18 protein-coding genes, 1 tRNA gene and 1 pseudogene are annotated in these 23,254 nt (G+C 46.0%); 6 read left to right on the forward strand and 14 right to left on the reverse strand.

Features of this window, described 5'->3' with window-relative positions:
• Positions 1-4 precede the first annotated feature (4 nt).
• From GI364_RS18950 to ltrA, 6 genes and pseudogenes are all read right to left on the reverse strand, one after another.
• Positions 5-2,191 (reverse strand): alpha-galactosidase, encoded by a 2,187-nt coding sequence (locus GI364_RS18950; protein WP_198850769.1) that lies wholly within the window; start codon positions 2,189-2,191, stop codon positions 5-7.
• Between the two features lie 149 nt (positions 2,192-2,340).
• Positions 2,341-3,711 (reverse strand): ABC transporter substrate-binding protein, encoded by a 1,371-nt coding sequence (locus GI364_RS18955; RefSeq protein WP_198850770.1) that lies wholly within the window; start codon positions 3,709-3,711, stop codon positions 2,341-2,343.
• Between the two features lie 45 nt (positions 3,712-3,756).
• On the reverse strand, positions 3,757-4,590 hold the full coding sequence (locus GI364_RS18960) for a carbohydrate ABC transporter permease (RefSeq protein ID WP_198850771.1): 834 nt from the start codon (positions 4,588-4,590) through the stop codon (positions 3,757-3,759).
• 11 nt (positions 4,591-4,601) lie between these two features.
• Complete coding sequence (locus tag GI364_RS18965) at positions 4,602-5,525, reverse strand: carbohydrate ABC transporter permease (protein ID WP_198850772.1); 924 nt, start codon at positions 5,523-5,525, stop codon at positions 4,602-4,604.
• A 1-nt stretch (position 5,526) separates the two neighbouring features.
• A complete protein-coding gene (locus GI364_RS18970) occupies positions 5,527-6,525 on the reverse strand; it encodes a LacI family DNA-binding transcriptional regulator (protein ID WP_198850773.1) in 999 nt (332 codons plus the stop codon).
• 411 nt (positions 6,526-6,936) lie between these two features.
• A pseudogene (gene ltrA / locus GI364_RS18975) lies at positions 6,937-8,010 on the reverse strand (group II intron reverse transcriptase/maturase); the annotation flags it as partial.
• Here ltrA and GI364_RS25485 point away from each other — a divergent pair.
• The 3 genes from GI364_RS25485 to GI364_RS18990 all read left to right on the forward strand — a co-directional run bounded on the left by GI364_RS25485 (position 7,968) and on the right by GI364_RS18990 (position 10,852).
• A complete protein-coding gene (locus GI364_RS25485; RefSeq protein WP_198850774.1) occupies positions 7,968-8,276 on the forward strand; it encodes a DUF5372 family protein in 309 nt (102 codons plus the stop codon). The pseudogene ltrA and the gene GI364_RS25485 overlap by 43 nt on opposite strands.
• A gap of 18 nt (positions 8,277-8,294) precedes the next feature.
• Entirely contained in the window at positions 8,295-8,657 is a 363-nt protein-coding gene (locus GI364_RS18985) for a DUF6788 family protein (RefSeq protein ID WP_198850775.1), read from the forward strand.
• Between the two features lie 152 nt (positions 8,658-8,809).
• On the forward strand, positions 8,810-10,852 hold the full coding sequence (locus GI364_RS18990) for a recombinase family protein (RefSeq protein ID WP_198850776.1): 2,043 nt from the start codon (positions 8,810-8,812) through the stop codon (positions 10,850-10,852).
• 20 nt (positions 10,853-10,872) lie between these two features.
• Here GI364_RS18990 and GI364_RS18995 read toward each other — a convergent pair whose 3' ends face one another.
• A complete protein-coding gene (locus GI364_RS18995; protein WP_198850777.1) occupies positions 10,873-11,313 on the reverse strand; it encodes a hypothetical protein in 441 nt (146 codons plus the stop codon).
• Between the two features lie 1,478 nt (positions 11,314-12,791).
• Positions 12,792-14,078, reverse strand: coding sequence for an IS110 family RNA-guided transposase (locus tag GI364_RS19000; protein WP_198853839.1), 1,287 nt, complete (start codon positions 14,076-14,078; stop codon positions 12,792-12,794).
• Between the two features lie 541 nt (positions 14,079-14,619).
• Between GI364_RS19000 and GI364_RS19005 the strand changes: the two genes are divergently transcribed.
• Positions 14,620-15,879: an IS110 family RNA-guided transposase gene (locus GI364_RS19005; RefSeq protein WP_233096141.1), complete on the forward strand. Its 1,260-nt coding sequence runs from the start codon at positions 14,620-14,622 to the stop codon at positions 15,877-15,879.
• Between the two features lie 172 nt (positions 15,880-16,051).
• On the opposite strand, the gene GI364_RS19010 is transcribed toward GI364_RS19005, so the two are convergent.
• A complete protein-coding gene (locus GI364_RS19010; protein ID WP_198850778.1) occupies positions 16,052-17,113 on the reverse strand; it encodes a HesA/MoeB/ThiF family protein in 1,062 nt (353 codons plus the stop codon).
• Between the two features lie 28 nt (positions 17,114-17,141).
• Positions 17,142-17,267: a hypothetical protein gene (locus tag GI364_RS25165; protein WP_255524485.1), complete on the reverse strand. Its 126-nt coding sequence runs from the start codon at positions 17,265-17,267 to the stop codon at positions 17,142-17,144.
• Between the two features lie 87 nt (positions 17,268-17,354).
• Here GI364_RS25165 and GI364_RS19015 point away from each other — a divergent pair, with 87 nt between their 5' ends.
• Positions 17,355-18,497, forward strand: a complete 1,143-nt coding sequence (locus tag GI364_RS19015) for a helix-turn-helix domain-containing protein (RefSeq protein ID WP_198850779.1) — start codon at positions 17,355-17,357, stop codon at positions 18,495-18,497.
• 1,008 nt (positions 18,498-19,505) lie between these two features.
• On the forward strand, positions 19,506-19,685 hold the full coding sequence (locus GI364_RS25490; protein WP_198850780.1) for a helix-turn-helix domain-containing protein: 180 nt from the start codon (positions 19,506-19,508) through the stop codon (positions 19,683-19,685).
• 904 nt (positions 19,686-20,589) lie between these two features.
• Here GI364_RS25490 and GI364_RS19025 read toward each other — a convergent pair.
• From GI364_RS19025 to mutM, 4 genes are all read right to left on the reverse strand, one after another.
• Positions 20,590-20,674 (reverse strand) — tRNA-Leu (locus GI364_RS19025).
• Positions 20,675-20,896: 222 nt separating this feature from the next.
• Positions 20,897-21,544 carry a lytic transglycosylase domain-containing protein gene (locus tag GI364_RS19030; protein ID WP_198850781.1) on the reverse strand — a complete coding sequence of 216 codons (648 nt, stop codon included), beginning with the start codon at positions 21,542-21,544 and terminating at the stop codon, positions 20,897-20,899.
• On the reverse strand, positions 21,478-22,116 hold the full coding sequence (gene coaE / locus GI364_RS19035) for a dephospho-CoA kinase (protein WP_198850782.1): 639 nt from the start codon (positions 22,114-22,116) through the stop codon (positions 21,478-21,480). Before coaE ends, GI364_RS19030 begins: the two co-directional genes overlap by 67 nt.
• A 174-nt stretch (positions 22,117-22,290) precedes the next feature.
• Entirely contained in the window at positions 22,291-23,154 is an 864-nt protein-coding gene (gene mutM, locus GI364_RS19040; RefSeq protein WP_198850783.1) for a DNA-formamidopyrimidine glycosylase, read from the reverse strand.
• Between the last annotated feature and the right edge of the window lie 100 nt (positions 23,155-23,254).

The raw sequence follows: 23,254 nt of genomic DNA on the forward strand, positions 1-23,254 counted from the left end.
ATGATTAAACTACTTTAAAGTGCCACATGAAGCTTTTAAAGTCTTGTTGACAGGGAGGAATAAAAATTCCTAGTTGCATGAGCTCGTCACCATAATACATCTCGTCCGTACTGGTAACTTGGTATCGAGCCTCCACATCCAATCCTTTTAATTTTAGGCGTCTAATTGGAGGATTAGCCTCGCTCAACTCCTTAAAGTAAAACGCTAGAATCTCAGTCCGGTCTTCAGAGATAAATTCCCAAGCCGTCTCGTTACATTCAAACGGATTCCTTAGGCGATAAAAATCTCCAAATTGAACGATATGACGAATTTCTTTATATACCGACACTTGTTCTCTCATCATCGCTTGCTCTTCGGTACTAAGCTTCTGAACATCCAGTTCGTAACCCAAGTTACCTGACATTGCCACGTGACCTCTAAACTCCAACGGGGTTATTCGACCAACCTGATGATTCGGAACCATAGAAACATGGGACCCCATAGTCACAGCTGGATAGACAATACTCGTTCCATATTGAATGCGCAGCCTCGAGACTGCATCGGTATTATCGCTGGTCCATGTTTGAGGCATGTAATACAGCATTCCAGGGTCAAACCGACCTCCACCACCAGAGCAGCTTTCGAACAAAATGTCAGGAAACTTTGAAGTGATTTCTTCCAAGACTTGATACAAGCCTAGCATATACCTGTGGTACGTTTCCCGCTGCCGTTCAGGCGGAAGTGCAGACGAACCTACTTCTGACATGTTGCGGTTCATGTCCCATTTAACATAAGAAACTGGTGCTTTCAAAAGCACCTCCGAGAGGGAACGAATAATTTCAGCACATACTTCTTTCTTAGAAAAATCTAAAATCAGCTGATTCCTTCCTTCCGAGCGAGTTCTGTCAGGGACATGAATACACCAATCTGGATGTTGCCGATAAAGATTACTGTCCACAGAAACCATTTCAGGCTCGAACCATAACCCGAAAGCCAGCCCCTTTTTGTTAATACTAGCTGCTAGACCGTCAATACCAATTGGTAGTTTAGATTTATGCGGAATCCAATCCCCTAGCGAAGACGTATCATCTTCTCTGTGTCCAAACCAGCCATCATCCAATACAAACAACTCTAGTCCTAAATCACTGGCAACACTTGAGAGGTCTTCAATTTGACCATGGTCAAAGTCAAAATACGTCGCTTCCCAGTTATTAATCAACACCGGGCGCTCAGTGTCCCGGTACCGACCTCGAGACAAGTGCTCACGATAGAGGCGGTGGTAGGTTCGTGACATGCCGCCAATGCCGTTGCTTGAGTAGACCATGACCACCTCCGGAGTCTGGAATTCCTCTCCAGGGTCTAACACCCACGAGAACTCAAAAGGATTGATGCCCATAGAGATTCGGGCGGAGTCGTATTGATCGACTTCTACAGCAGCAATGAAGTTGCCGCTGTAGACAAAACTGAAGCCGTAGACTTCCCCGTAATCCTCAGTTGCATCCTTGCGTAAAAGTGCCATGAAAGGGTTTTGTTGATGACTGCTTGCTCCCCTACGGCTCTCTATAGACTGGATACCGCTGTGCAAGGACGCTCTTTCAATCTGCCGTTCCCTGCCCCACGCGCCAGATAGTCGAAGTAAATCAAAATTTGAGTCGGAAAAATCAATACTCATACTTAAGGCCCGTAAAAGAATCAATTTTTCCTTTCCTATGTTCTCGAACCGCACTGAACGCGTAATGACATTCTCACGTTCGAAAACTGTGTACTGTAAGATTACTTGTAATTGCAAGACGGGATCTAGCATGGTGATTTCTAACGTTTGTGCCTTTGAATCATTGTCCACGTAAGTTGCTGGTAGCCCTGATAGTATGGGCTTACCATCATAAATCTTGTGGTCTCTATACTCTAAATCGGTAATCCGAGTTCCGTCGCGACGCTCAACTTGGAAACTTGGGAATCTTAAATCAGTTCTTCCGAACGATGCAAATTCCTGAGGTAATGTGTCTAATGAAAAGGATGGGTCCTCGGAGAGAGGTACGGGTGAAAATGGACGTGCCTGGAACCTCAGCAAATTGTCACCATTAACCTGCCTTATACTTTCACCCCAATATATATGTGCCAAATACTTCGATTTTACTAGCTTCATAATGTAACTGGTGCGATGTGCCCGGAGATAGAAAAGGCCTGAGTCTTGTTCAAATCGAATCGTCATGATGTCCTCCATAATGTAAAGAATTTACCGGTTCAAACTACTGGAATAGTCGTAGTAGGAGATGGGCTTTGCCCCTTATCGTATTACGTGTAGAACAGTACAAGGAGGATATTCTCCTCCTTGTACGGCCCTGCCAAAGAACAACAATTTTACTTTCCCTTAGCCGCTGATTGGAAAGCGGCATCTGCTTCTTGAACAGCTTTCTTAGCAGCCTGAGAGGCTGACAGTTGATTCAGATACATAAGATTCATCGTATTACGAATTTTTGTATATGCTTCGTTCCACCCATAGGTTATAGGGAAACTCACTGTCTGTCCCTTTGCTTCCTTCATGAATGGTGTGACATTAATGCCTTTTTTCTTCCAATATGCTATAAAATTCTTATCCTGTGATGGACGCGGGCTCCAGACCCAACCACCGCTGGTTAACAGATTTTCGGATTTCTTTCCGGCCAACCACTTTACAAGTTCCCAAGCCTGCTGTGGATGTTTGGTATGCGCATAGACAGCATCGGAAAGTCCGTTCATCACACTTACGCGACCAGCCGGACCCATTGGAAGCTCTGCAACGCCAATCTTGAAATTAGCGCCCTTTGCGATTGGCGTTAGCATCCAATCACCTTCTGTTGTCATCGCGACTTTGCCGGAGTCAAACAAAGTCTGGTCAGATGTCGCCCCCTTTGTCTGAGACCCTGGTGGTGATACGTGATATTTATAAATTAGGTTTTGCATAAATTGAAGCGCCTGTACGGCCTTTGGCGAGTCGTATTGTAGTTTTGTTCCAAACTTCTTGTCGAGAAATTTTCCTCCGTTTTCTGCTACGAAATTTAAATAACCCTCCTGATTTTGATTCCATGAAAGGTACCCGTACTGCTTAATTTGTTTTGGGTTAAAGCCTGGTTGCGTAGCATTTTTCCCATTCTTATCAACCGTAAGCTTCTCAGCAAGTTTCAAAAAGCTACCACCGTTTTGCGGATTCCAAGTCAGTTTCCCAGGCATCTTGATGCCCATTTTTTTAAACTCTGTCTTATTATATAGGAGAGCAATTGTATCCCAATCCTTAGGTAAACCGTAGTAGTTCCCTTTATACTTGTATTGATTGACGAGGCTCTTATAATATCCACTCAACTTCACATTGTCCTTTTTAATGTAAGGTGAGAGATTAAGTAATTCTCCAGAAGACACGAGTTGTGGGAAGTACGTCACGTGGTCCCAAAATACGTCTGGAGCGTCGCCAGCTGCCATCTCAGTTAACAACTTGTGCCAATAGGTACTCCAACTGTACTGCTCAAGCGTAACCTTAATGTCAGGGTGTAACTTCTCAAACTCTTTAATTGATTTCTTATAGCCCACTTCTTCATTCGGATCCCATACCATGTACCTTAGATGGACAACTTTACCTGTTGACCCCCCTTGTGCAGTGCTTGAGTTATTAGAGTTGTTATTCCCACAACCCGTCAATGCCAAAGCACCGACTGCGACACCAGCAAGAAGGATTTTACTAACATATTGCCGCCTCACATTGATCCCTCCGTTCGCAAATTTTATATCCACGGGCATCGGATTTTATTTTGATGCACTCAGTTGGATACCGTTAATAATGTACCGTTGGAACAAAATGAAAATAATAAGGAGCGGTATCGTTGTCAGTAACACAACGACCATTAAATAATTCCACTCTGAACCGTATTGCGTTTGGAAACCCGCCACCGCCAGTGTCAGGACCTTATACCTGTCACTATTAATCACAATTACCGGCCAAATAAAGTTGTTCCATGTCATAACAAAACTGATAAGTCCGAGTGTCGTTAATGCCGGTTTCGTCATCGGCAATATAATTCTCCAGAAAATTCGCATCACGCTTGCCCCATCGATTCTGGCTGCTTCTTCTAGTTCGATAGGAATTGTGAGAAAGAACTGCCGCAGCAAAAATATCCCAAGCGGCGTGCCCAGTACAGTCGGGGCTATCAAAGCATAATAAGTATTTATCCATCCCAAATGCTTCATTAAGATAAACAAAGGGATCATCGTGACAACTGGCGGAACCATCATTGTACTTAAATACATCCCAAAAATTACGTTTTTACCCACGAACTTCATGCGAGCAAAAGCGTATGCACCTAGTGCTCCAAACAACATCTGACCAAGTGCGGTCACAATCGATACAAAAAATGTGTTGAAAATGTACCTGCCAAACGGTTCAACAGTCCATACATGTACGTAATTGCTCCATTCAAACGGATGCGGAATCCATCCAAGCGGGTCGCTAAAGACCTGACTTGTTGACTTGAGAGAGGTACTAAGAGCCCAGAATACAGGGAAAATTGAAATAATAGCACCTAGAATCAATAGCAGAAACACGAGAGTGCTCCCGGTCAGCTTTTTCTTCTTCAGTTTCATGAGATCTCTCCTCAGCTAAAGTCATACGTGGTATGACGTCGGAAGTATAAAAATTGCAAAAGTGTGACGACCAGAATACCAAGGAACAGTATGACGGCTAGTGCTGACGCATAACCCATGTGGAAGAATTGAAATGCCTCTTGGTAAATCTCATAGACAATGGCATTGGTAGCATTGCCCGGACCACCTTGCGTCATAACGTATATCGTTCCGAACACTTGAAAGGAACCTATGACAGACGTAATTAAGACGAACATGGTCGTAGGTTGCAGCAACGGCAGAGTGATTGTAAAAAACCGTCTAACGGGACCAGCACCGTCTATTTCCGCGGCCTCATATAGATGAGTCGGTATACCTTGAAGACCAGCGAGAAAAAACAAGGTATTGTAGCCAGTGAATTCCCATATATTAACTAACGCGATCGCTGGCATCGCTAACTGCTTCGACGAGACCCATGCAGGGGAAATTCCAAATAATACAGTCAAAATATGATCAAAATATCCGTAACCTGGATTCATAAGCCAGAGCCACGTTGCTGCCACCGCAACAGGTGTAAGTAACCAGGGCAAAACAAAAATTGGACGAAACACAGCCATCCATCGACTTTTTCGGTTGAGGAGTATCGCAAGTAATATCGCCAGAATAGTCTGTAAAGGAATGTTAAGTAGAACATAATACGCAGTCACAAGAAGAGAGTGGATAGCGGTAGAACTATGTATTAGCTTTGCATAATTGGAAAACCCAACAAACTGGGGACTGCTAATCATGTTCCACTTTAGAAAACTAATAACCATAATTGCTGCCGCCGGCAGTAACAAGAAGGCTAATACCCCAACCAAACTTGGCAATATAAACAGGTATGGAGCAATTTGAAACCTGCGAAACCGCTTACTTTGCTGGTGAACAGAATTCACTGTAGACAGTTCAGTTCCCATCTTACAACCGCCCCTCCATATTTCTTCCAGTACTCTCTCTAGTTACTAAATAGCCCGGAAAGTAAACCTCAACAGGTGGTAACTTCTCCGTTATGGTCTGCAACAGCAACCGAACTGCACACCTACCCATTTCGCTTGTATTGACACTGATTGTCGACAGAGACGGGCTGCAGTACTTAGCCTGGTCAATGTCATCACAACCGAGAATTAATATGTCATCGGGAATCCGGAATCCACCTTCCTGCAAAGCACGTATTGCACCCATAGCCATCGGATCACTAGCAAGAAACAGAGCTTGCGGCAATTTGCCTCTATCAATAAGCTGTCGAACCGCATTGTAACCGCCCGTCATTGACCATTCAGCCCTCAGAATAGAACTATCCCTAAGCCGTCGAGCTTTTGTCATGAAATCCTTAAACACTTGTTCCCTCGGGTCGATCCCGAATTTCCTCGTACCTCCAACATAAAATATGTCAGTTATATCCATTTGTTCTAAGTATTGAAATGCTTTCAATGTTGCTGTTTTCCAATTTACTTGAATAGAATTAAAGCGTTCCGCATCTGGGCTAAAATCTATAAAAATCACATTCGAATTTGCGCTGCTTAAATTCTCCACAAGTTGTTCGTCTAGTTCGCCAATCACTATCACACCATCGGAATCAATGATCTCTCCGTCTATAGGCTCTCCAGCAGATAACCACTTGTAGGAAACTTGAATCCCATGAGCTAAGCATTCTTCTTCTACACCTCGACGAATGGACAAGAAGTAGGGATCATCCCATTCATGTTTTTCATCTTCATGAGGAACAATTGTAACTCGATAGTTCAGTGATTTTCTCTTTTTTACCCTTCTCGGGCGATACCCTAGCTCTGACGTTGCTCTGATAATTCGCTCTCTCGTGTCCTCAGCAACATTTAGTAATGGATCTCGGTTTAAGACACGAGAAACCGTCGCAACCGAAACACCAGCCTTATCTGCTATATCCCGAATTGTCGCCATGCGCAATATCCGCCCCTCACTACATCTCTCTTAAGCTCAATGTGTCTTCACTTGATTAGTTTACTCAATATTTACTTAATTTTAGTTAATTCTACTGCACTATAAAACTGTTGTCTATACAATTCAAGAAATTTATTACCGGAAATTCATTCTCTCCTATAGCAGTACTGCCGAACGAACAATGGGCTCTATTTTATATATAATCGCCGAATACCCTTGATATATAGCGTAGAGAATAAGAAGCTCTCCAAGAAAGAATCGGAGTATTGATACAGAATTACCATCACTGGTATCAATATCATCCTATATATTCAGTAATATTAACTAAAATAATTTGCGGAATCGAGTAGGAGGGGGCGCCTAGCCCCCGACCTCTCACACCACCGTACAAGCGGGTCCGCATACGGCGGTTCACAAAGCACTACGAAGTTCTAAGTATCTTTCCTCTACACTCCTCAGTCCCAGTTGTTCAAAGTAGGTTTTGTTCATAGCATTATTCAAGTTTCTTGCCATTTCCCAATACCCTCTGCGCGAGTTCGCTATCATGAATACAATCCATTCAGGCTGTCCGAGTGCCCGTAATTCGCGTATCCACGTGCGCACTCTTTTCCACTGTTTCCAGATGCACATTCGTAAGCGACGACGAATCCAGTCATCGAATCGCTTACAATGCGTTTTCATCTCCGCTAAGCGGAAATAGGAAGCCCAGCCCAAGACGTAGGCGTTGAGTTTGCGGATTCTTTCGTGGATAGACATGCTTCGGGTTCGGCTCGTAATCTCTCTCACACGTTCCTTGAACCGCTGGATGGTTTTGTCGGCAAGTCGGATGGGGGCGCGTTTGTGAGATCGAAAGCTATATCCAAGAAACTTCCGTTTCCATGGTCTTCCCACATCGCTCTTCTCTCGATTCACCTTGAGTTTTAGAGTGCCTTCCAAATACTTGGTTAGGGATTCCTTGACTCGTTCTCCTGCTCTGCGACTTTTGACGTAAACGTTACAATCATCCGCGTAACGTACAAAGCGGTGTCCCCGTTTTGTTAGTTCTCGGTCAAAGTCGTCAAGAAGGATATTTGCGAGTAAAGGACTTAAAGGTCCACCTTGTGGCGTTCCCTCTTCCGACCTAACTGCAACACCATTCTCCATAATCCCTGCTTTGAGGTAGGCACGAATCAGTTTAAGAATTCGCTTGTCCTGCACCTTCCGAGCCACTCGCGACATGAGAATGTCGTGATTTACTCGGTCAAAGAATTTCTCCAAGTCCATGTCTACAGTCCATCGGTATCCCTCTTGGATATACGCTTGCGCTTGTAGTACAGCATCGTGCGCTTTCCTTCTTGGGCGAAAGCCGTAACTGAATGGAGAAAACGCTGGGTCGAATAATGGTGTAAGTATTTGGAGTAGGGCTTGCTGGATGAGCCTATCTAGCACGGTTGGGACGGTCAGTGCAAAATGCACTTCAGCCCAATTCTCTTTCGGAATCTGTAACTATCACTCATCCATTTCATCCACTCCATGGGCAGACCTTTACTCTGCTCAAAATCAAACACGTCAATGGGATCCCACTGTATTCACTTCAAACAGACTCCAGTGTAATTTGTGTTCCAGAATCCTGGACGGACCGGCATCGTCCTCAGGATACTAAGCCAGTCACACCATTCAACGGGTTGGACTTAAAGGAATTAGTTGAACTCCTTCGGAGCTTAGATGATTCCTCTGTCTCAACAGCGAATTTAATTGACAATTCCAAATGAAGGAGGTAATTTCTTATTATGAACACTACTGATAAGAATAAGTCACCTAGAAGATTTAAATCTGTTCCTTCTCAGGAACTCAAAGAACGAAAACTGCAACTATTGGAGGCGTTGCCACCTATGGGCCATGTTCTCCGCGGTTCCCTTATCACTCGGCAGGTGAAGTGTGGCAAGCCAACCTGTCACTGTGCTACTGGCGCTGGTCATAAAAGTTTGTACTTGTCATCTTTTTACCATGGTAAAACCCATATGGATTACGTTCCTGCAGCCTGGGAGCAGCAGGTACGAGCCGGACTTGAAAATTTTGAGGTCGCACAGGACATTCTCTCGGAACTGACTGAGCTCAACCTGGAACTACTTCGACGCCGAGATAACGAATAGTTCATCGGCCTCGTCGGAGGGGATATTAGTGACTAGTTCAGCATTAGCCGCATTGGTCGGAAATGATGCACAGAGCGTGGACGAGCTCATCACGGTCGTCGCTGGGATGGTGCGTTCGTGCCTTGCGGCAATGCATGAGGAGGAACAAATTCATGACGACAATACCGTCGAAAGTTCACCCAGAACACCTGAAGAGAACAGCGATTGTGTACATTCGTCAGTCGACCATAGCCCAAGTTCGGTTTCACCGGGAGAGCACGGAACGCCAGTATGCCCTTCGGGAGAGAGCTCTCACCCTAGGATGGGCTTCGGAACAAATTCAGGTGATCGACGAAGACCTCGGAATTTCAGGGTCTGGCCGTTCTCAGCGCTTGGGCTTCCAAAACCTTGTGGCTCAAGTCTCACTTGGCGAAGTTGGCGCCATCTTTGGTCTGGAGATTTCCCGCTTAGCACGTTCTTCAGCAGATCTACTGCGTCTGCTCGAACTCTGCGGATTATTCAACACAATCGTAGTGGATGAAGACGGCATCTACGACATGCGAGATTTTAATGACCGGTTAATTCTCGGCTTCAAAGGAACCATGAGCGAAGCAGAACTGCATTTCCTGCGTGCTCGGCTAATCGGTGGCAAGAAGAACAAAGCGAAAAAAGGTGAACTCCGCTTTCCGCTGCCCGTTGGATATGTGTACGACACCACCGGACAGACAGTTTTGGATCCGGACGAAGAGGTCCAAACTGCTGTTCACAATGTATTTCATGCATTTCGTACGACAGGCAGCGCCTACGGCGTAGTTCAGTTCTTTGCCCAAAACGGCCTCCGGTTTCCAAAACGAGCCTACGGTGGTGCTTGGGCTGGAAAACTCGTTTGGGCAACACTGAACCACAGCCGAGTTTTAGGGATCCTATACAATCCTGCATATGCAGGGGCCTATGTATATGGTCGGTATCGAGACCAAAAGCGCGTGAATCCACAAGGACTGTTTATTCATCACACCGTGCTCCTTCCCCGTGAGGAGTGGGAAGTTTTCATTCCAGATCATCACCCAGGCTATATCACGTGGGAGGAATATGAGAGAAATCTAAAGCAGCTACATTCGAACCGTACCAACCTTGAGAAAAGCGGAGCAGCACGAGAAGGCACAGCTCTACTTCAAGGACTCGTTATATGTGGAAAATGTGGTCGCCGCATGAGTGTACGCTACACCAGCAACGGAGGAATCCATCCACATTATGAATGTAAAGGGCGGTGGGAACACGGACACCGCGCCACTTGCACTACCGTGCCGGCGTTGAAAATCGACCAAGCTATCTCAGAGCGTCTGTTGCAGGCCATGCAACCCGCTGAATTAGAGCTTGCTCTACAGGTAATGGACAAACTGCTGCATGAAGAAGATGATGTAGATAAGGGCTGGAAGTTATCTCTAGAACGAGCACGCTACGAAGCAGACCGAGCGGAGAGGCAATACCAACAGGTAGAACCAGAAAATCGCCTAGTAGCGCGTAGTCTTGAGGTAAGATGGAACGAAAAGCTCGCCGAATTGGCAGAACTTCAGGAACAGTACACCCAGTATGTAGATCGACGTAGTTGGCGGCCTACAGAACACGACAAAGCGGAGATTTTAAGCCTTGCGAAGGAATTACCTCGAATTTGGTCCAAATCATCCACTACACCCAAGGACCGCAAACGCATTCTTCGCCTACTCGTTGAAGATGTGACCATAGTTGCTGAGGCAAGAAACCCGAATGTCCGACTTGGCTTGCGCTGGCGCAACCAACATTGCGAAGAACTATGGGTGCGTAAGCCGCTGCCACCACATATAGCAACGAAACATTCATCTGAGACCGTTGAGCTCGTTCGCAGGTTAGCCGAAACGATGATAGACCGCCAGATTGTAAAGTATTTAAACGAATCAGGTATACGCACATCAGGTGGCAGGATGTTCACGCTTGACTCCATCAAGTGGATTCGCTACGTACACCGCATTCCTGGATATACTTCACAACGCCGTGGTTTATCCGTCAAACAAGTTGCGGAACGACTCAAAGTGACTTCAGGGGTTGTCTACTACTGGCTCAACCGTGGCATTCTTACGGGCACGAAAGTGGCTCCAGGCTGTCCATGGGACATTCAACTAGATGACCGAAAGGAGGTCGAACTGCGCAAGCGAGTCCAGGAATCTAGCCATTTAAATTAAGCAGCATACTATGAATTTTGTTAATAGCGCTCTAAGTCCAAAACCTTATTGGGAGGCATGTAGTATGAATTCACCGTCGGAATACCTAGTCCCCGCTTCCCGCCTCCGGGTTTCGGGATTTCGACTCGTCTGACAGGTTGCGGTTTGTAGGTTCCTGCGAGCAACTGCTGACGAATGTCAGCCCAGTGTTCCATGACGTAACTTCGTAAGGATTTTACGTCGACGCCATCGACCCCTGGAGCTCCCTTGTTCGACTCAACTCGTTTCAGGGCTAGGAGCAGGTTTTCCCTCTCTAGCATCCTTTCCAGCAATAACATACTGTCTTCGCAGGGTAGTGTCTCTACTTGTGCCGACGATGAGCTAAACCCTCTTTGTTCAGCCCCTTGCGGCTTCACCGCTACCTTCTGAACCGAGGCTCCTCGCGGAGTATTCTGCTGTCGATGTTCATCATGCGAACGCATAAAGTCTGCCCTCACTTCGTGTTCAGTCCTTCCAGCGACAAGCGCTTGTCGCTGTACTATGACCTCTGCTGACCCCTGCCGGTTCAGCGTCATCTCTCGATGACGGTTACTAGTCCTACTAGCGTATCCAGCAGGTCTCCCCAGATAAGAACGGACTCTTTCCTCTCATGCACCTGCCACATTTACTGCCGTAGCCCTTGGCAACTTGGGACTTTGTTGTGTTCAGGCAACTCGTCCGACTATGACAGCCTCAGATGTGATTCGTGTCCCTCAGGTCGAGAGTTTGCCTCCAGCTTCCTTCAGATTCCACCTCACGATGGACACCCTTGCTCTTGGCTAACGGTAGGTCTGTTGCCAACCCCCGTTCGGGACTTTCACCCTAAAGATTCCGCCCATGCTGGGCGTACTATGAAGAAATGACCCGGATTTATCCGGGCCATTTGTTTATGGCTAATGGTGTCGGGAAGGCACGTCTAAATCCTCAAAATGACGCTTGATGCTTAACCCTGAACTGACGCACACTTCGGCCGTGACGAAATCCAGCTGCCCAGCAAAACAAGTGGAACAAGTGGAGGTTGTTTAAGAAAAGCAAGAATAGGGACAAATGTACATTTACGTTGGTTAGCAAGGAGGGAGTTTATTAAAAAAAGTAAGGGGAACGGTGTTTAAGAGAAATAATCCTCTGATTGAAATCCTCGATGTGGTAAACCGCTCAGTCTCGTACCACTTGAAATACTCAAGATACAAATCCAGATTAATCTTGTCACAATCCCAATATACGGGAATAGCTGCAATTTTGCTCGGATGGTACAAATACGCTCTCGTGTGACCATCCGTGAAAACACCTGTTGCTGGTGCTCAATCTAACGCGCCGATATAGTAAGCCTACACAGGCGAAATTATAGAAGGCTATCAATCGCGTTTTTTCTTAAAGAAGAATCCGCATATTATACGAGATTGAAGCTGCACGGCCAATAATAAACCGTGCAGCCCACAACTTACCTCCAGGTGCTTGGCTGACAGATTACCATTGTTTCTTGGCTTAAGACTTCTACTTTCATGATATTCACCTCCCACTATAAATTAATGTTTTCTCCTATTTACTCTCTTATTCTCACGATTACGCACCTTGACTATTTGAGAGAGATTACCAGAATGCTAGATGAGCGAATTTTCAAACGGGTACTCCGTAGCAGGAACAGAGATTGGTGCTGTTTTACCAATACATGGAACATAAATCTGTTCGCACATTTGGATGTCCACACGTTCCCTTGCGGTTTACCCTCCCATGTCACACTGGGTCTATGCCCTCACATTCCTTCGTACTACCTCTCAAGGGGTGGATGCCGTTTCTTGCTCCTTTACTGGGTCGTTGCCCTTATGGTGTGGATACTACGGCTTATCCGTGCTTCTGTTTGTCTTGGCGATTCATCGTGTACAAGCGAGTAAATCGAACTGACGAGTTTGATTCAAATCGGTTAAGCTGCCACCTGTAGTTGGGACCTCCGAAGTGGCCCCAGTAAATCCTCAGCGTTGTACTGAACTTGCTTTGTCCCCAATGTGTGTAGAACACGAATGAGTTTTCCACATAGTGCAATGAGCGACTGTTTCTTCTTCAAGGGATTATGTGCCCGTGTCGTGTAATACTCGTGCAGTGCCTTGAATTCAGCGTTCTTAGCTACCATCGGTAATATTGCCCGAAATAGTAATGCCCTCAGCCGAGAACGACCTCGTTTGGTAATGCCTGTTTTTCCTTTTCTTACCCCAGAACTGTTCTCTTTGAGATTCAGTCCAGCAAGCCGAATGATCTGTTGTCCATGCTCATATCCCTGTAGCTCACCGACTTCAGCCAAGAATCCAGCAAGTGTCGTAAAACCCATTCCTGGCACACTGAGCATTTCTTCTGTGCCTGGAATTTGGTTCAGTAGTTGCTCTACCTGAGCCATGATTTCATCACGCTGCCGTGTGAACATGTCGTACTGTTCCAGCAAAGCTTTCATCTCTATCCTGGCAGCTGTGAGCCCCTCTTTCAGACCAATGGACCTTTCAGCGGTACTGACAAGCCGTATGGCTCGCTTCATACCGACAGCCCGCTTCACACCATCCTTTTTCCACTGCCTCACAACCTCACTGGCGCCTAGCGAGAGTATGTCCTGCGGAAACGGAGACGTACGCAGTGTAATGAGTGACGCCTTGCCTTCCCAGTCCTTAAACACCTGGGTGTATTCCGGAAAGAAGCGATCAAGCCAGTTCTGAATCCGCATTTGCACTTGCCCCAAATTCACCATGACCTTCTCTCTGAGGTTCATGAGGATTCTTAAATCCGCATAAACACCAGTCGGGAGTTTGGGCTCGGTGTACTTGCCGTCTTTCACGAGATTGGCAATGACCTTAGCATCCTTGTAGTCGTTTTTCGTCGGTGAGTTATCCTCTAAATCTTTGCTCTTGTTGACGTGATGTGGGTTCACAAGCACGAATCGAACATTCAAGTCTTGTATGAAGGCACCTAACGGGAACCAGTAGTGTCCGGTCGGCTCGACGCCAAACACAACATCGGTTTTGCTGTGCAGTTGTTGCAACTCCTTCATCCACGTTACAAGTTTCGTTAGGCCCTCATCATCGTTACTGAACACACATTCTTTACCAAGCTCAATTCCACGAAAGTCAATGGCTCTTGCAACATGGGTGTGCTTTGCAATATCAGCACCCACAATGATGGTACAATCGGTAATTTGTTGAATTCGTTGATTTTGTTTCTGCTGCATCTTATACTTCATGTTGAGCGTCCTCCTCAATTAGGGAATGAATGTCCTGCATTCGGAACCCAGCATACAGGAGGCGCTCTTTTTTGTTCAAACCCGAAATTAATTCATTACAGGAATAGCTCCTTGTATATTAAGAACAGCTGCTGAATTGGTTTACGTAAAACCATAATGTAGTTGCTCTATTAAATTTCTGTTCCTTGAAAACCTAATCAAATGTTGATAGACCTTTCTGTGACAAAGTGAGTGTTTACGACCTCGGGCTGATCTTGGGAAAATAGCCGTAGGTGTCTACCAAGGGAATGTTCCTATCCCTCCCGTTGCCCCTCATCTGAGGGTGTCTTCCGAGGAAAGATTGTTCCCCTGGCCCCATGGAATAGACCTACACGCTGACTGTTTCCCGGTCCGTCATCCCTCCTGCCAGCAGAAGGAGGCTCGTGCACCGATGACGTCTGGTGTATTCCAATAGCTCGCAAGGCTGTCGTTCATGGGTTTCCCAGGGTCATCCCGAGGTCGCAGGCATCTGCATCCCAACCTGAAGGAGGTGATTATATTGACTTCCTCCTTGTTTGTCGGAATTGATGTAGGCAGCCAAGAGAACGTGGTTTGCTGCTTAACACAGGACGATGAGAAACGACCTGTGAGTCGATTCACCGTTACCAACAATCGTCCTGGGATTTTAGAGTTTCAGGATCGTATCTCCAAGCTGGCAAAACAGAAACAGGCTGAAGAGATTCTCTTTGGTCTCGAACATACTGGATGCTACTCAACCCATGCCGCCATGTATCTGCAACGTCATTTGGACTTTGGTGTTCAGCGTAGGGTCTACGTCTTTAACCCCAGTCTTATCAGGGAGTTTAAGAAATCCCATTACCTGAGTGCCCCCAAGAACGATAGAGTAGATGCCTGGTTTATCGCAGCTAAGCTTCGGACAGGCCTTCTCCCGCATCCCTTTACCTGGAGCGAGCCGCTCATGGCGTTGCAGCGCTTGACGCGAGCCCGCTACCACCTGATGCAGGATCTGTCTAGAGAGAGCAACTTCCTCATGACGAACTTGTATCTCAAGTTCAGTGACTACAGCAGCACAGGTCCCTTTAAGAGAAACAAGCTCTCGGCAACTTCCATTGCTGTCATGGAGGAATTCGAATCCGTTGAGGAACTCTGTGAGATGCCCCTTGAGCGTCTCATTGAATTCCTTGTGGCACATGGCAAGAACCGATTCGAAAATCCTGAGGTCGTTGCTAAAGTGCTACAGAAGGCTGCTCGCTCCTCGTACCGGCTACCCCAGTCGATGTCGGACTCGGTCAATCTCGCAATGGCTTCTAGTATTCGCGTGATTCGAACGGTACAAGAGCAACTGAAGGCACTACGCAAAGGAATTGAGGACCACTTGGCGACGATCCCGCAAACCCTTGATTCCATTCCCGGTATCGGTCCCATTCTTGCTTCCGGCATTGTAGCTGAGCTGGATGTAAGCCAGTTTAAGAGCCACGCGGAAGCCGCTAAACACGCCGGGCTCGCTTGGACCGTTCACCAGTCCGGGAAATTCACAGCCAACCGAACTCGACTGATTCATTCTGGCAACCGCTACCTCAAGTACTACATGGTTGAAGCGGCAAACAGTGTCCGGGTGCACGACCCTGTTTTCGCCGAGTACTATGCCAAGAAGAGAGCGGAGCCAAAGGAATTTGCCGAGGGACGTACCCTTGCGCTTACAGCCCGGAAACTGATGCGAGTGGTCTTCTATCTGCTAAAGACCAACCGACTTTACACTCCGGAAGGAGGGGTCCGACAACGCGCATAAACTTACCGCGATCGACCTCTATCCACCAGTTCCTAGGTTTTTCACCATATTTTAAAAATCTAGGTAGGGTGGGCTTAGTTGAGTATTGCTAATTTTGGCACCACGTCCAACGTAGTAGCAATTCGACAAATATTATGTCACCTTAGGGCCTTGACATCGTACCGCTGCTCTTTCAATGGCACACAGTACAGTTCTTGTGTCTCTTTATTTCGGTTAATTTCAGTTCAAGGCTTTCGATATCAATTTCCACCTGAGTATCCGTAAACAGTGGTTGAGAATAACCGGTTAGCACCTTCACTATCTCCGCACATTGCATACTAGTGACGAGACTCACAAGCGGATAGTATGAGCCACCTGATTTAGCGCGACTAATGAGTTCCGAACCGCTATCTTGGAACTTATTTTTCTCTTTTAACCATAAAGTATGGCAATTACTGCAAGCGGTTTCATCAGGGATACACGTTTGACCCACGCTACCCCCATGGTAGTTGTAGCCTCCAGCGATGAAGTGAGGAATTTTATGTTCCCAACAAGCAGTACTTACCCATATTCCTGTCTGTTCCGTACTTGGCTGATCCATACAGTCCACGATGAGATCAATCGGGCGTTCTTGTTTCAAGATTCTCACAATGTCATCTGACCCTGAAATACTTTCACGATATGTAGAGACATGGGAAGAATCAACGCGCTCCTCTATCCACGTTCTGATTACTTCTATCTTCGGTTTTCCAACGTCCTTCTTTCGAAACATTGATGTACGATTAAGATTCGTTAAATCAACTGTGTCTGGGTCCACCAAAACAAAATTACGAACACCCACCATGGCAAGTTGTTGTGTCAAACTAGCCCCAATTCCACCTGTACCTAAGACAAGAACTTTGGCGTGTTCCAAACGTTCACGGATCTCTGGTCCATTAAATCCTGCTCCGGTAAAAAATACATCCTGTCGATTCAACATTTGATTTTCATTTGAAGTTGCTGACCGTGGTACGACTATGCCCACTTCTAATAACGAATGTAGTGCTGATTCGTAGTCCTTTTGAGATACATGATGTTTATCTGATATGGTACTGAACCAGTTCGTGGAGTCTTCTTGCCTTCCAATTGATAGGAGAGTCTCCAACGCAGGATCATATGTCAGCTTCAGTTCTTTTCTTGATGAGTACATTCTTACGATAATTACATTGTCATTTTTTCTAACTTCAATGTATGGATTTACCACATAATCTCCCATGTGCGTCTCTGCCCCCTTAGCGCTGTCTCTATTGTGACAGCGTAGTAACTACATCAACGCCGGGCCCGGGAATTTCAGTGGTCGATACAGATGCTAATGCGTTCAAAGTGGTTACTGCGGTCAAAAGTAACAAGATATAAGTCAGCCTTTTCATCTCGATCCCTCTCCTTCGCTGTCATTTATGGTACTCTATAACAAATACTCTCGCACGAGAAAATTCAGAATAAAAGGGGGATTTTCGGTGCCCATTGGTGAGAAAATTCGTACACTGAGGGTAAGCCGAGGGTTAACTCAGAAACAATTAGTAAAAGGTCTATATGAAAGGTCCTACATCAGCTTAATAGAACGAGGTAAAATAAAGCCAACTACTGAAGCTCTATCCCTAATTGCGTCTCGCTTAGGTGTCAGTATGGAAGAATTAGCCGCCCGAGACCAAGAGACTTTCGATCATTCACTACTTCTATACAAACAGGGGATTGAGACGCAAGACGTATCCAATCTCGAGAGGGCATGGAAAGGTTTTTTTCAATGCGGTTCATTGAATAACATGGTATCTTGCGTGAAAAAATGGGCCTCACTGGTATCAAACAGTGAAGTCCTAACTGCCCTGAAGACTACGTTAAGGCGTGCGCAGGGAACTGATATTAATACATATATAAAATGCGAGTTAAGAGTCCTCATGGGTAACTGCTATTTCAATATGAGTATGTTAAAAAATGCGGTATGGGAGTATGAGGACATTTTAAGTGATTATCCTCCGGAAAGTTTCCTATCAAGAATCCATGTAAACCTTGGCAGCGCCATGATGGAACTAGCGGACTATAATTCTGCTGTCACCTCGTTTCAAAACGCATTAAAATATGATACGGAACCGCGCAGGGCTATGAGGGCTTATCTTGGCCTCGGAAGATGCTATCGATATCTTGCCCATTCCGACAAAGCACTAGAGTATTTTAAACAAGTCAATTGTTGGGCAAAAGAGCATGATGAAGACCTATTTTATTTATCACACCACTCCATTGGAGTGGTGTTATTAGATCAAGGCAACGTCTCAGAAGGCATTTCATATTTAACAAAAGTGTGGAGTTACTACAAAATGAAACACCTCTCTCTTCACGAAGCAGAAGTTGTAGAGGAATTCATTAGAGCAGATACTTATTTTAAAGACTATACTCGCGCTCTGTCTTGGTGCGAATACGGTTTATTACTTTTAGGTGAACAAAACAAACATCTTAGCGGAAGGATACTACTTTGGAAGAGTCAGATATACAAAACCTTGGGGAACGATGAGACTGCAAAAAATCTAGAATCAGCAGCCAAAGTTGTGTTAAACGGTGATTTTCACACGCATCAAAAGTATCTAAATGCTTTTACGCTTATCTGAGGGACGGGAACCTAAAGAAATCAAAGACAGAAATTGTGTAAATTCACAATAATGGAGTCCACAAAACGATTAATATCCAATCCAGAATTGCGATAAAACACAGAATGCAAAGTGAGTCCATTAGCCGAGAGGACGCCTGGATGGTTACACCCGATAAGGCAAGCGTTCGATACCGGATATCGCAAATGTGAGGACGATTTCCCGTGATTTGTAACAACGGCATCCCCATTCATTTATTACCCTCTTCGAACTATTCTTTAAGCTTCTTTATAAACATATACAAAATCGATACTACACTAAAAACAAACAGACCAATGATTCCTGCAGTCACTGGAATTTTGTGAAACACCAACCATGCAACAGTTGGCATACGTTATCATATAAATAATTACTGCCATTAGAAATTTATACATAATTTATACTCCTCGTCATGCAGAGTTGCACCCTCTTCGGCCCAACAATCTTCCAATCATATACAACTTACAGCGAGAAATCTCCCACTGTCAAGGCAGGAAGCGGCCTGCGCATTTATCGGCACAATACTTGCAGCAAAGACTGAAAACCTTGCCGCTATGGGGATAGGAGAAGCCTTAGGCACGCTTACTGGACTAATGCGGTCAGGCAACATGTCGCTCCTGAACGACGAAAATGGAACAATGTGGATTGGATAGTCTTCGCCGCATACGATAAACATCGGTAGCTCACTAATTGCCAACATCATTGCCCTTATACGGAAATTAGTCCGCGGGTATCTCATAGCGTTACCATTCCAATGTCATGAAAACCAGTACCATACTAGAGTAATATGCGACTTAAATATCATTCTTTCTTCGTGCTACCCCTCATGAAATCAATGAATTTCTACATGTCAATTATTATGTAAATACTTAATTTGGGTTGCACCGGCTGTCACAACCTTTGTGCTGCTACGACCCGAATCTAATCTACAGATACCAAGCGTATCGACAGCGACATGTACTTCTCCTCTGTCACTGGATTCGGGTTCTCATGGCAGAGCGAGATTTTACAGTGAAAGTGTTGTCTTATTCGTCGGATGTATCTAGGGCGACGATATCGGCTTTAAGAAGTGGTCATGTTAAGCGCCTGAACAGAGAAACATCTGAGCTGATAGCAGACGCTTTAGGTGTCCGGCTTAACATGATATGGCCTAATAAGCTTGATGAATAGTGTGTCCTTGAGAAGGTGAATATGCGAGGAAATAACAGGAACTGCGTATCAGCAGCCCTGAATATTGGAACGATGGTTTTATTAATGTTCATCTGCTTGAAGCAAATAGATGTCTTTTCGGCTTTGGCCAGCCGAGTACGCTGATGGTCCAGTCTTTGATTTACAACTGCCAACTGACCTTCGACACGGTCTAAGCGTTCGTTTGCTTCTCTTCTGAAATCCTCCAACTTGTTGTCAATGGAATCAGTTTTAGCGCGTACATCTGCTACATTGCTGATGAGTTGCGCAAGCAAGTCTTCAATTCGGTCTAATTGACTCTTATCCGACATGGTTTGTATCGCTCCCGCTCTTGTCACTCTGCTTCTGATTGTACAACAAATTTAGTCATTTTCCTCATCCAAATATATCTTGGTCACTTTATCACGCTCGTGTCCCAGCAGGTCCGACAGGGTCTTGCGTGCTCCTGAGGCGGATGCCTTGATTGCGACATTCATCGTAACGCTCCCTTGCATACAGGTGGCTCAACCTGTGGAATGTAATGTGTGTTCTATTGCGAAGCGCTCCAATCGCTTTCAGATATGCAGCATCACGCCGTTCTGCCTGGCGATAATCCTCTTCGACTTTTGAACGATGATTGGCAATCCCTCGGAAAACCGCTTACTGCTTCGGAGAATCCATTTATCCCCTTCAGAAAAAGGAGAGATCAAGATTTTGTATTACCCTTAAAACCCATTCTTGAAAGGCGAGCTAATAATCACCATCATTTTCAATACCAAGGTGAATCTGACACTCAACTCTCCCTTCACCTCATGGAGCTCCCGAAGCATCCCATTTTAGCCCATAAAGAAATATAGGCCGGACAGCTCCGGCCTATATCACATCTTGATATGGTAATGCAAATTGTTGGTGTCGGGAAGGGGACTTGAACCCCTACGGATTTCTCCACACGCCCCTCAAACGTGCGCGTCTGCCGATTCCGCCACCCCGACATGTTTGTTTGGTCAACGAGATTGATTATACGAAATCCAGGCTCTATGTGTCAACCTTTAAAAGCGATTTGTGGACTGTATTTTATTCCTATTCGGACCTTTGTCATGTCTACCGTTTGCATCGCCACATGTGGCTGTAGCTCACATGTGATGCTAGCTGCCTACAGGGGCAACAGCGCGGCCGCACCATGGACTGTGAACCCTGCGCCGTTGAACATACCCTTATTTTCCAAGTGTCTTGTCTTTTCCATAGATGCGGCCGTACAGGTGATAGTTATAAAACACTCTGTCTACAAAGTGGCGAGTCTCTCCAACAGGTATGTCTTGAATCGTTTGAAGTCGCCCGTTCCACTTCTTCTCTGAGAGCCAGTCGCCAACACGCTTTGGGCCCGCGTTATATGCGGCAATGGCAGCGACTTCGTTTCCATTGAATTGCTTTGTCAGATAGTGAATGTACCAAGCACCAAGGCGAATGTTTTGAGTGGGGTTGGATAGTTTCTGTCTCGTAATTTTGCCAATAACAATACCGTTCGCGTTCACGTTTCTGTCAGCCTTCATTTTCTGCTCAATCCAGCCGGCAGTTCCAGGCATCAACTGCATCAATCCCACGGCACCGGCGTGGGACACGTCAGTTCTTTTAAACTTGCTTTCGACACGAATCACGCTTGCTACCAGCAACGGATCGACTTGTGCCTCAGTCGCTGCGTTCCGAATCTGTGACTGATAGTTGATGGGATACATCCATCGCCAAAACCTGTTGGACGAGATTAGGGTTACTACTGCAACAAGTAAAACAAAGCTGATTAGAACTCTGCGGTTGATGACGATGAGTCGTAGCTTTCTTTGGCCTTCATCTGGAGCTTTCGCCATAGACGCTGCACCTGCTCCTTTGTGTTTTCTAGACTGTTTGAGTTGTCAATCACGTAATCCGCAAAGGATTTTTTCCGGTCGATGGGAATCTGTGACGCTATACGCGCCATAGCATCCTCTTGAGAAATGCCGTCACGCGCCATTAAACGCTGTAACTGTGTCTGTTCATCCACATATACCAGGATGGACACATCCACTAAGTGCCGTGTGTCTCCTTCAAATAAGAGCGGAACGTCCCATACCACAGGCTCATCCGGATGCTTATGCGCAAACATTTCAGTCTCTTTCTTCATACCGTTTCTAATCTTGGGATGGGTAATGGCGTTCAAGGATTCTCTCGCTGATTTATCATGAAACACAATACTGCCCAAGGCCTGTCTATTTAGCGTACCATCGGGGTTCAAAACGGCTGGACCGAACATTTCCACAATCTCGCGCAAACCGTCAGAACCCTTCTCGACCACGTTTCGAGCCCAAACGTCGGCATCAACCACATGGGCTCCCACTTCTCTGAGCATCTTCGTTACTGTACTTTTCCCCGTTGCTATACTGCCTGTCAGTCCAACAATCATGAGGTTGACACCTTCCCTCTCCAGCGGCCTTTGTACAGCCTGTTCTCGTACTTAGTCCAATCAATTTTGATTCATATACGTAAAATCCATACCCCGTGCGTAAGTATTATCATCGCGACATAAACCACGAGGGGGGCGGTTTTAATATATTTAGCTCCGACTCAAGGCTTGTGTTCAGGGCTTTGCAGCAATTGAACGTTTCTTGCGATCGCGTGGACGCGGCTGACACTGTGGACAATAGTGCGTCCCTCTTCCCGCGACGCGCGTTTTTTCAATGAGGGACCCACAGCGACGACAAGGCTGTCCGTCTCTTGCGTAGACTTCCAGTTGCAGTTGAAAGCCACCGTGACGTCCATAACCATTTACGTAGGTACGAATAGAAGAACCACCAGCCGCAATAGCCTTCTCCAACACAATTTGAATTTCCTTTAACAACTTTTCAGCTTGCCGTTTTGTCACCTTCTCCGCAGTCCTTGCCGGGTGAATTTCAGCCGCAAACAATGCCTCGTCCACATAGATATTCCCCAATCCGGCAAGACATTCCTGGTTCAGTAACACAGCCTTAACCGGAGCTTTTCGCGTGTGCAGAATCTGGTAGAATACAGCCGGTGTGAGGGCCTCGTCAAAAGGTTCTGGACCAAGCAATGAAAGGCCTTTCGGTAACGGCCCTCCCTCGGAGACTAAGTCCATGGTACCGAATTGGCGAACATCGCGATAGCGAAGCTCGGAGCCGTCTGTAAAGTGAAAAATGACGTGAGTATGGGGCGCAATCTCCTCATTCCCCTCGACAAAGCGATACTGGCCTTCCATCCTTAGATGCGAGACGAGTTGAAAAGGCGGAACCTCAAATATTAGATACTTTCCGCGACGGGCAACAGCCTTGATGGTGCAGCCTGCCAATTCAGCCTGAAAGCGAAGCACATCGTCAGGTGTTCGAATGATTCGCGGTAATCCTACGTACACACTCTTAATGGTCTTGCCAACTACCAGACTCTCCAGACTTCTTTTCACATTTTCAACTTCAGGTAATTCGGGCACACAAGTTCCTCCGTTGTGTCACTGACACTGCAATTCATAGGCAATTTAAAGGGCTCAATCTAACGTCATCACCGTTTACACAGATATCTCGGAAGCTCTG

The sequence above is a fragment of the Alicyclobacillus sp. SO9 genome (assembly GCF_016406125.1).
Taxonomy (GTDB): Bacteria; Bacillota; Bacilli; order Alicyclobacillales; family Alicyclobacillaceae; genus SO9.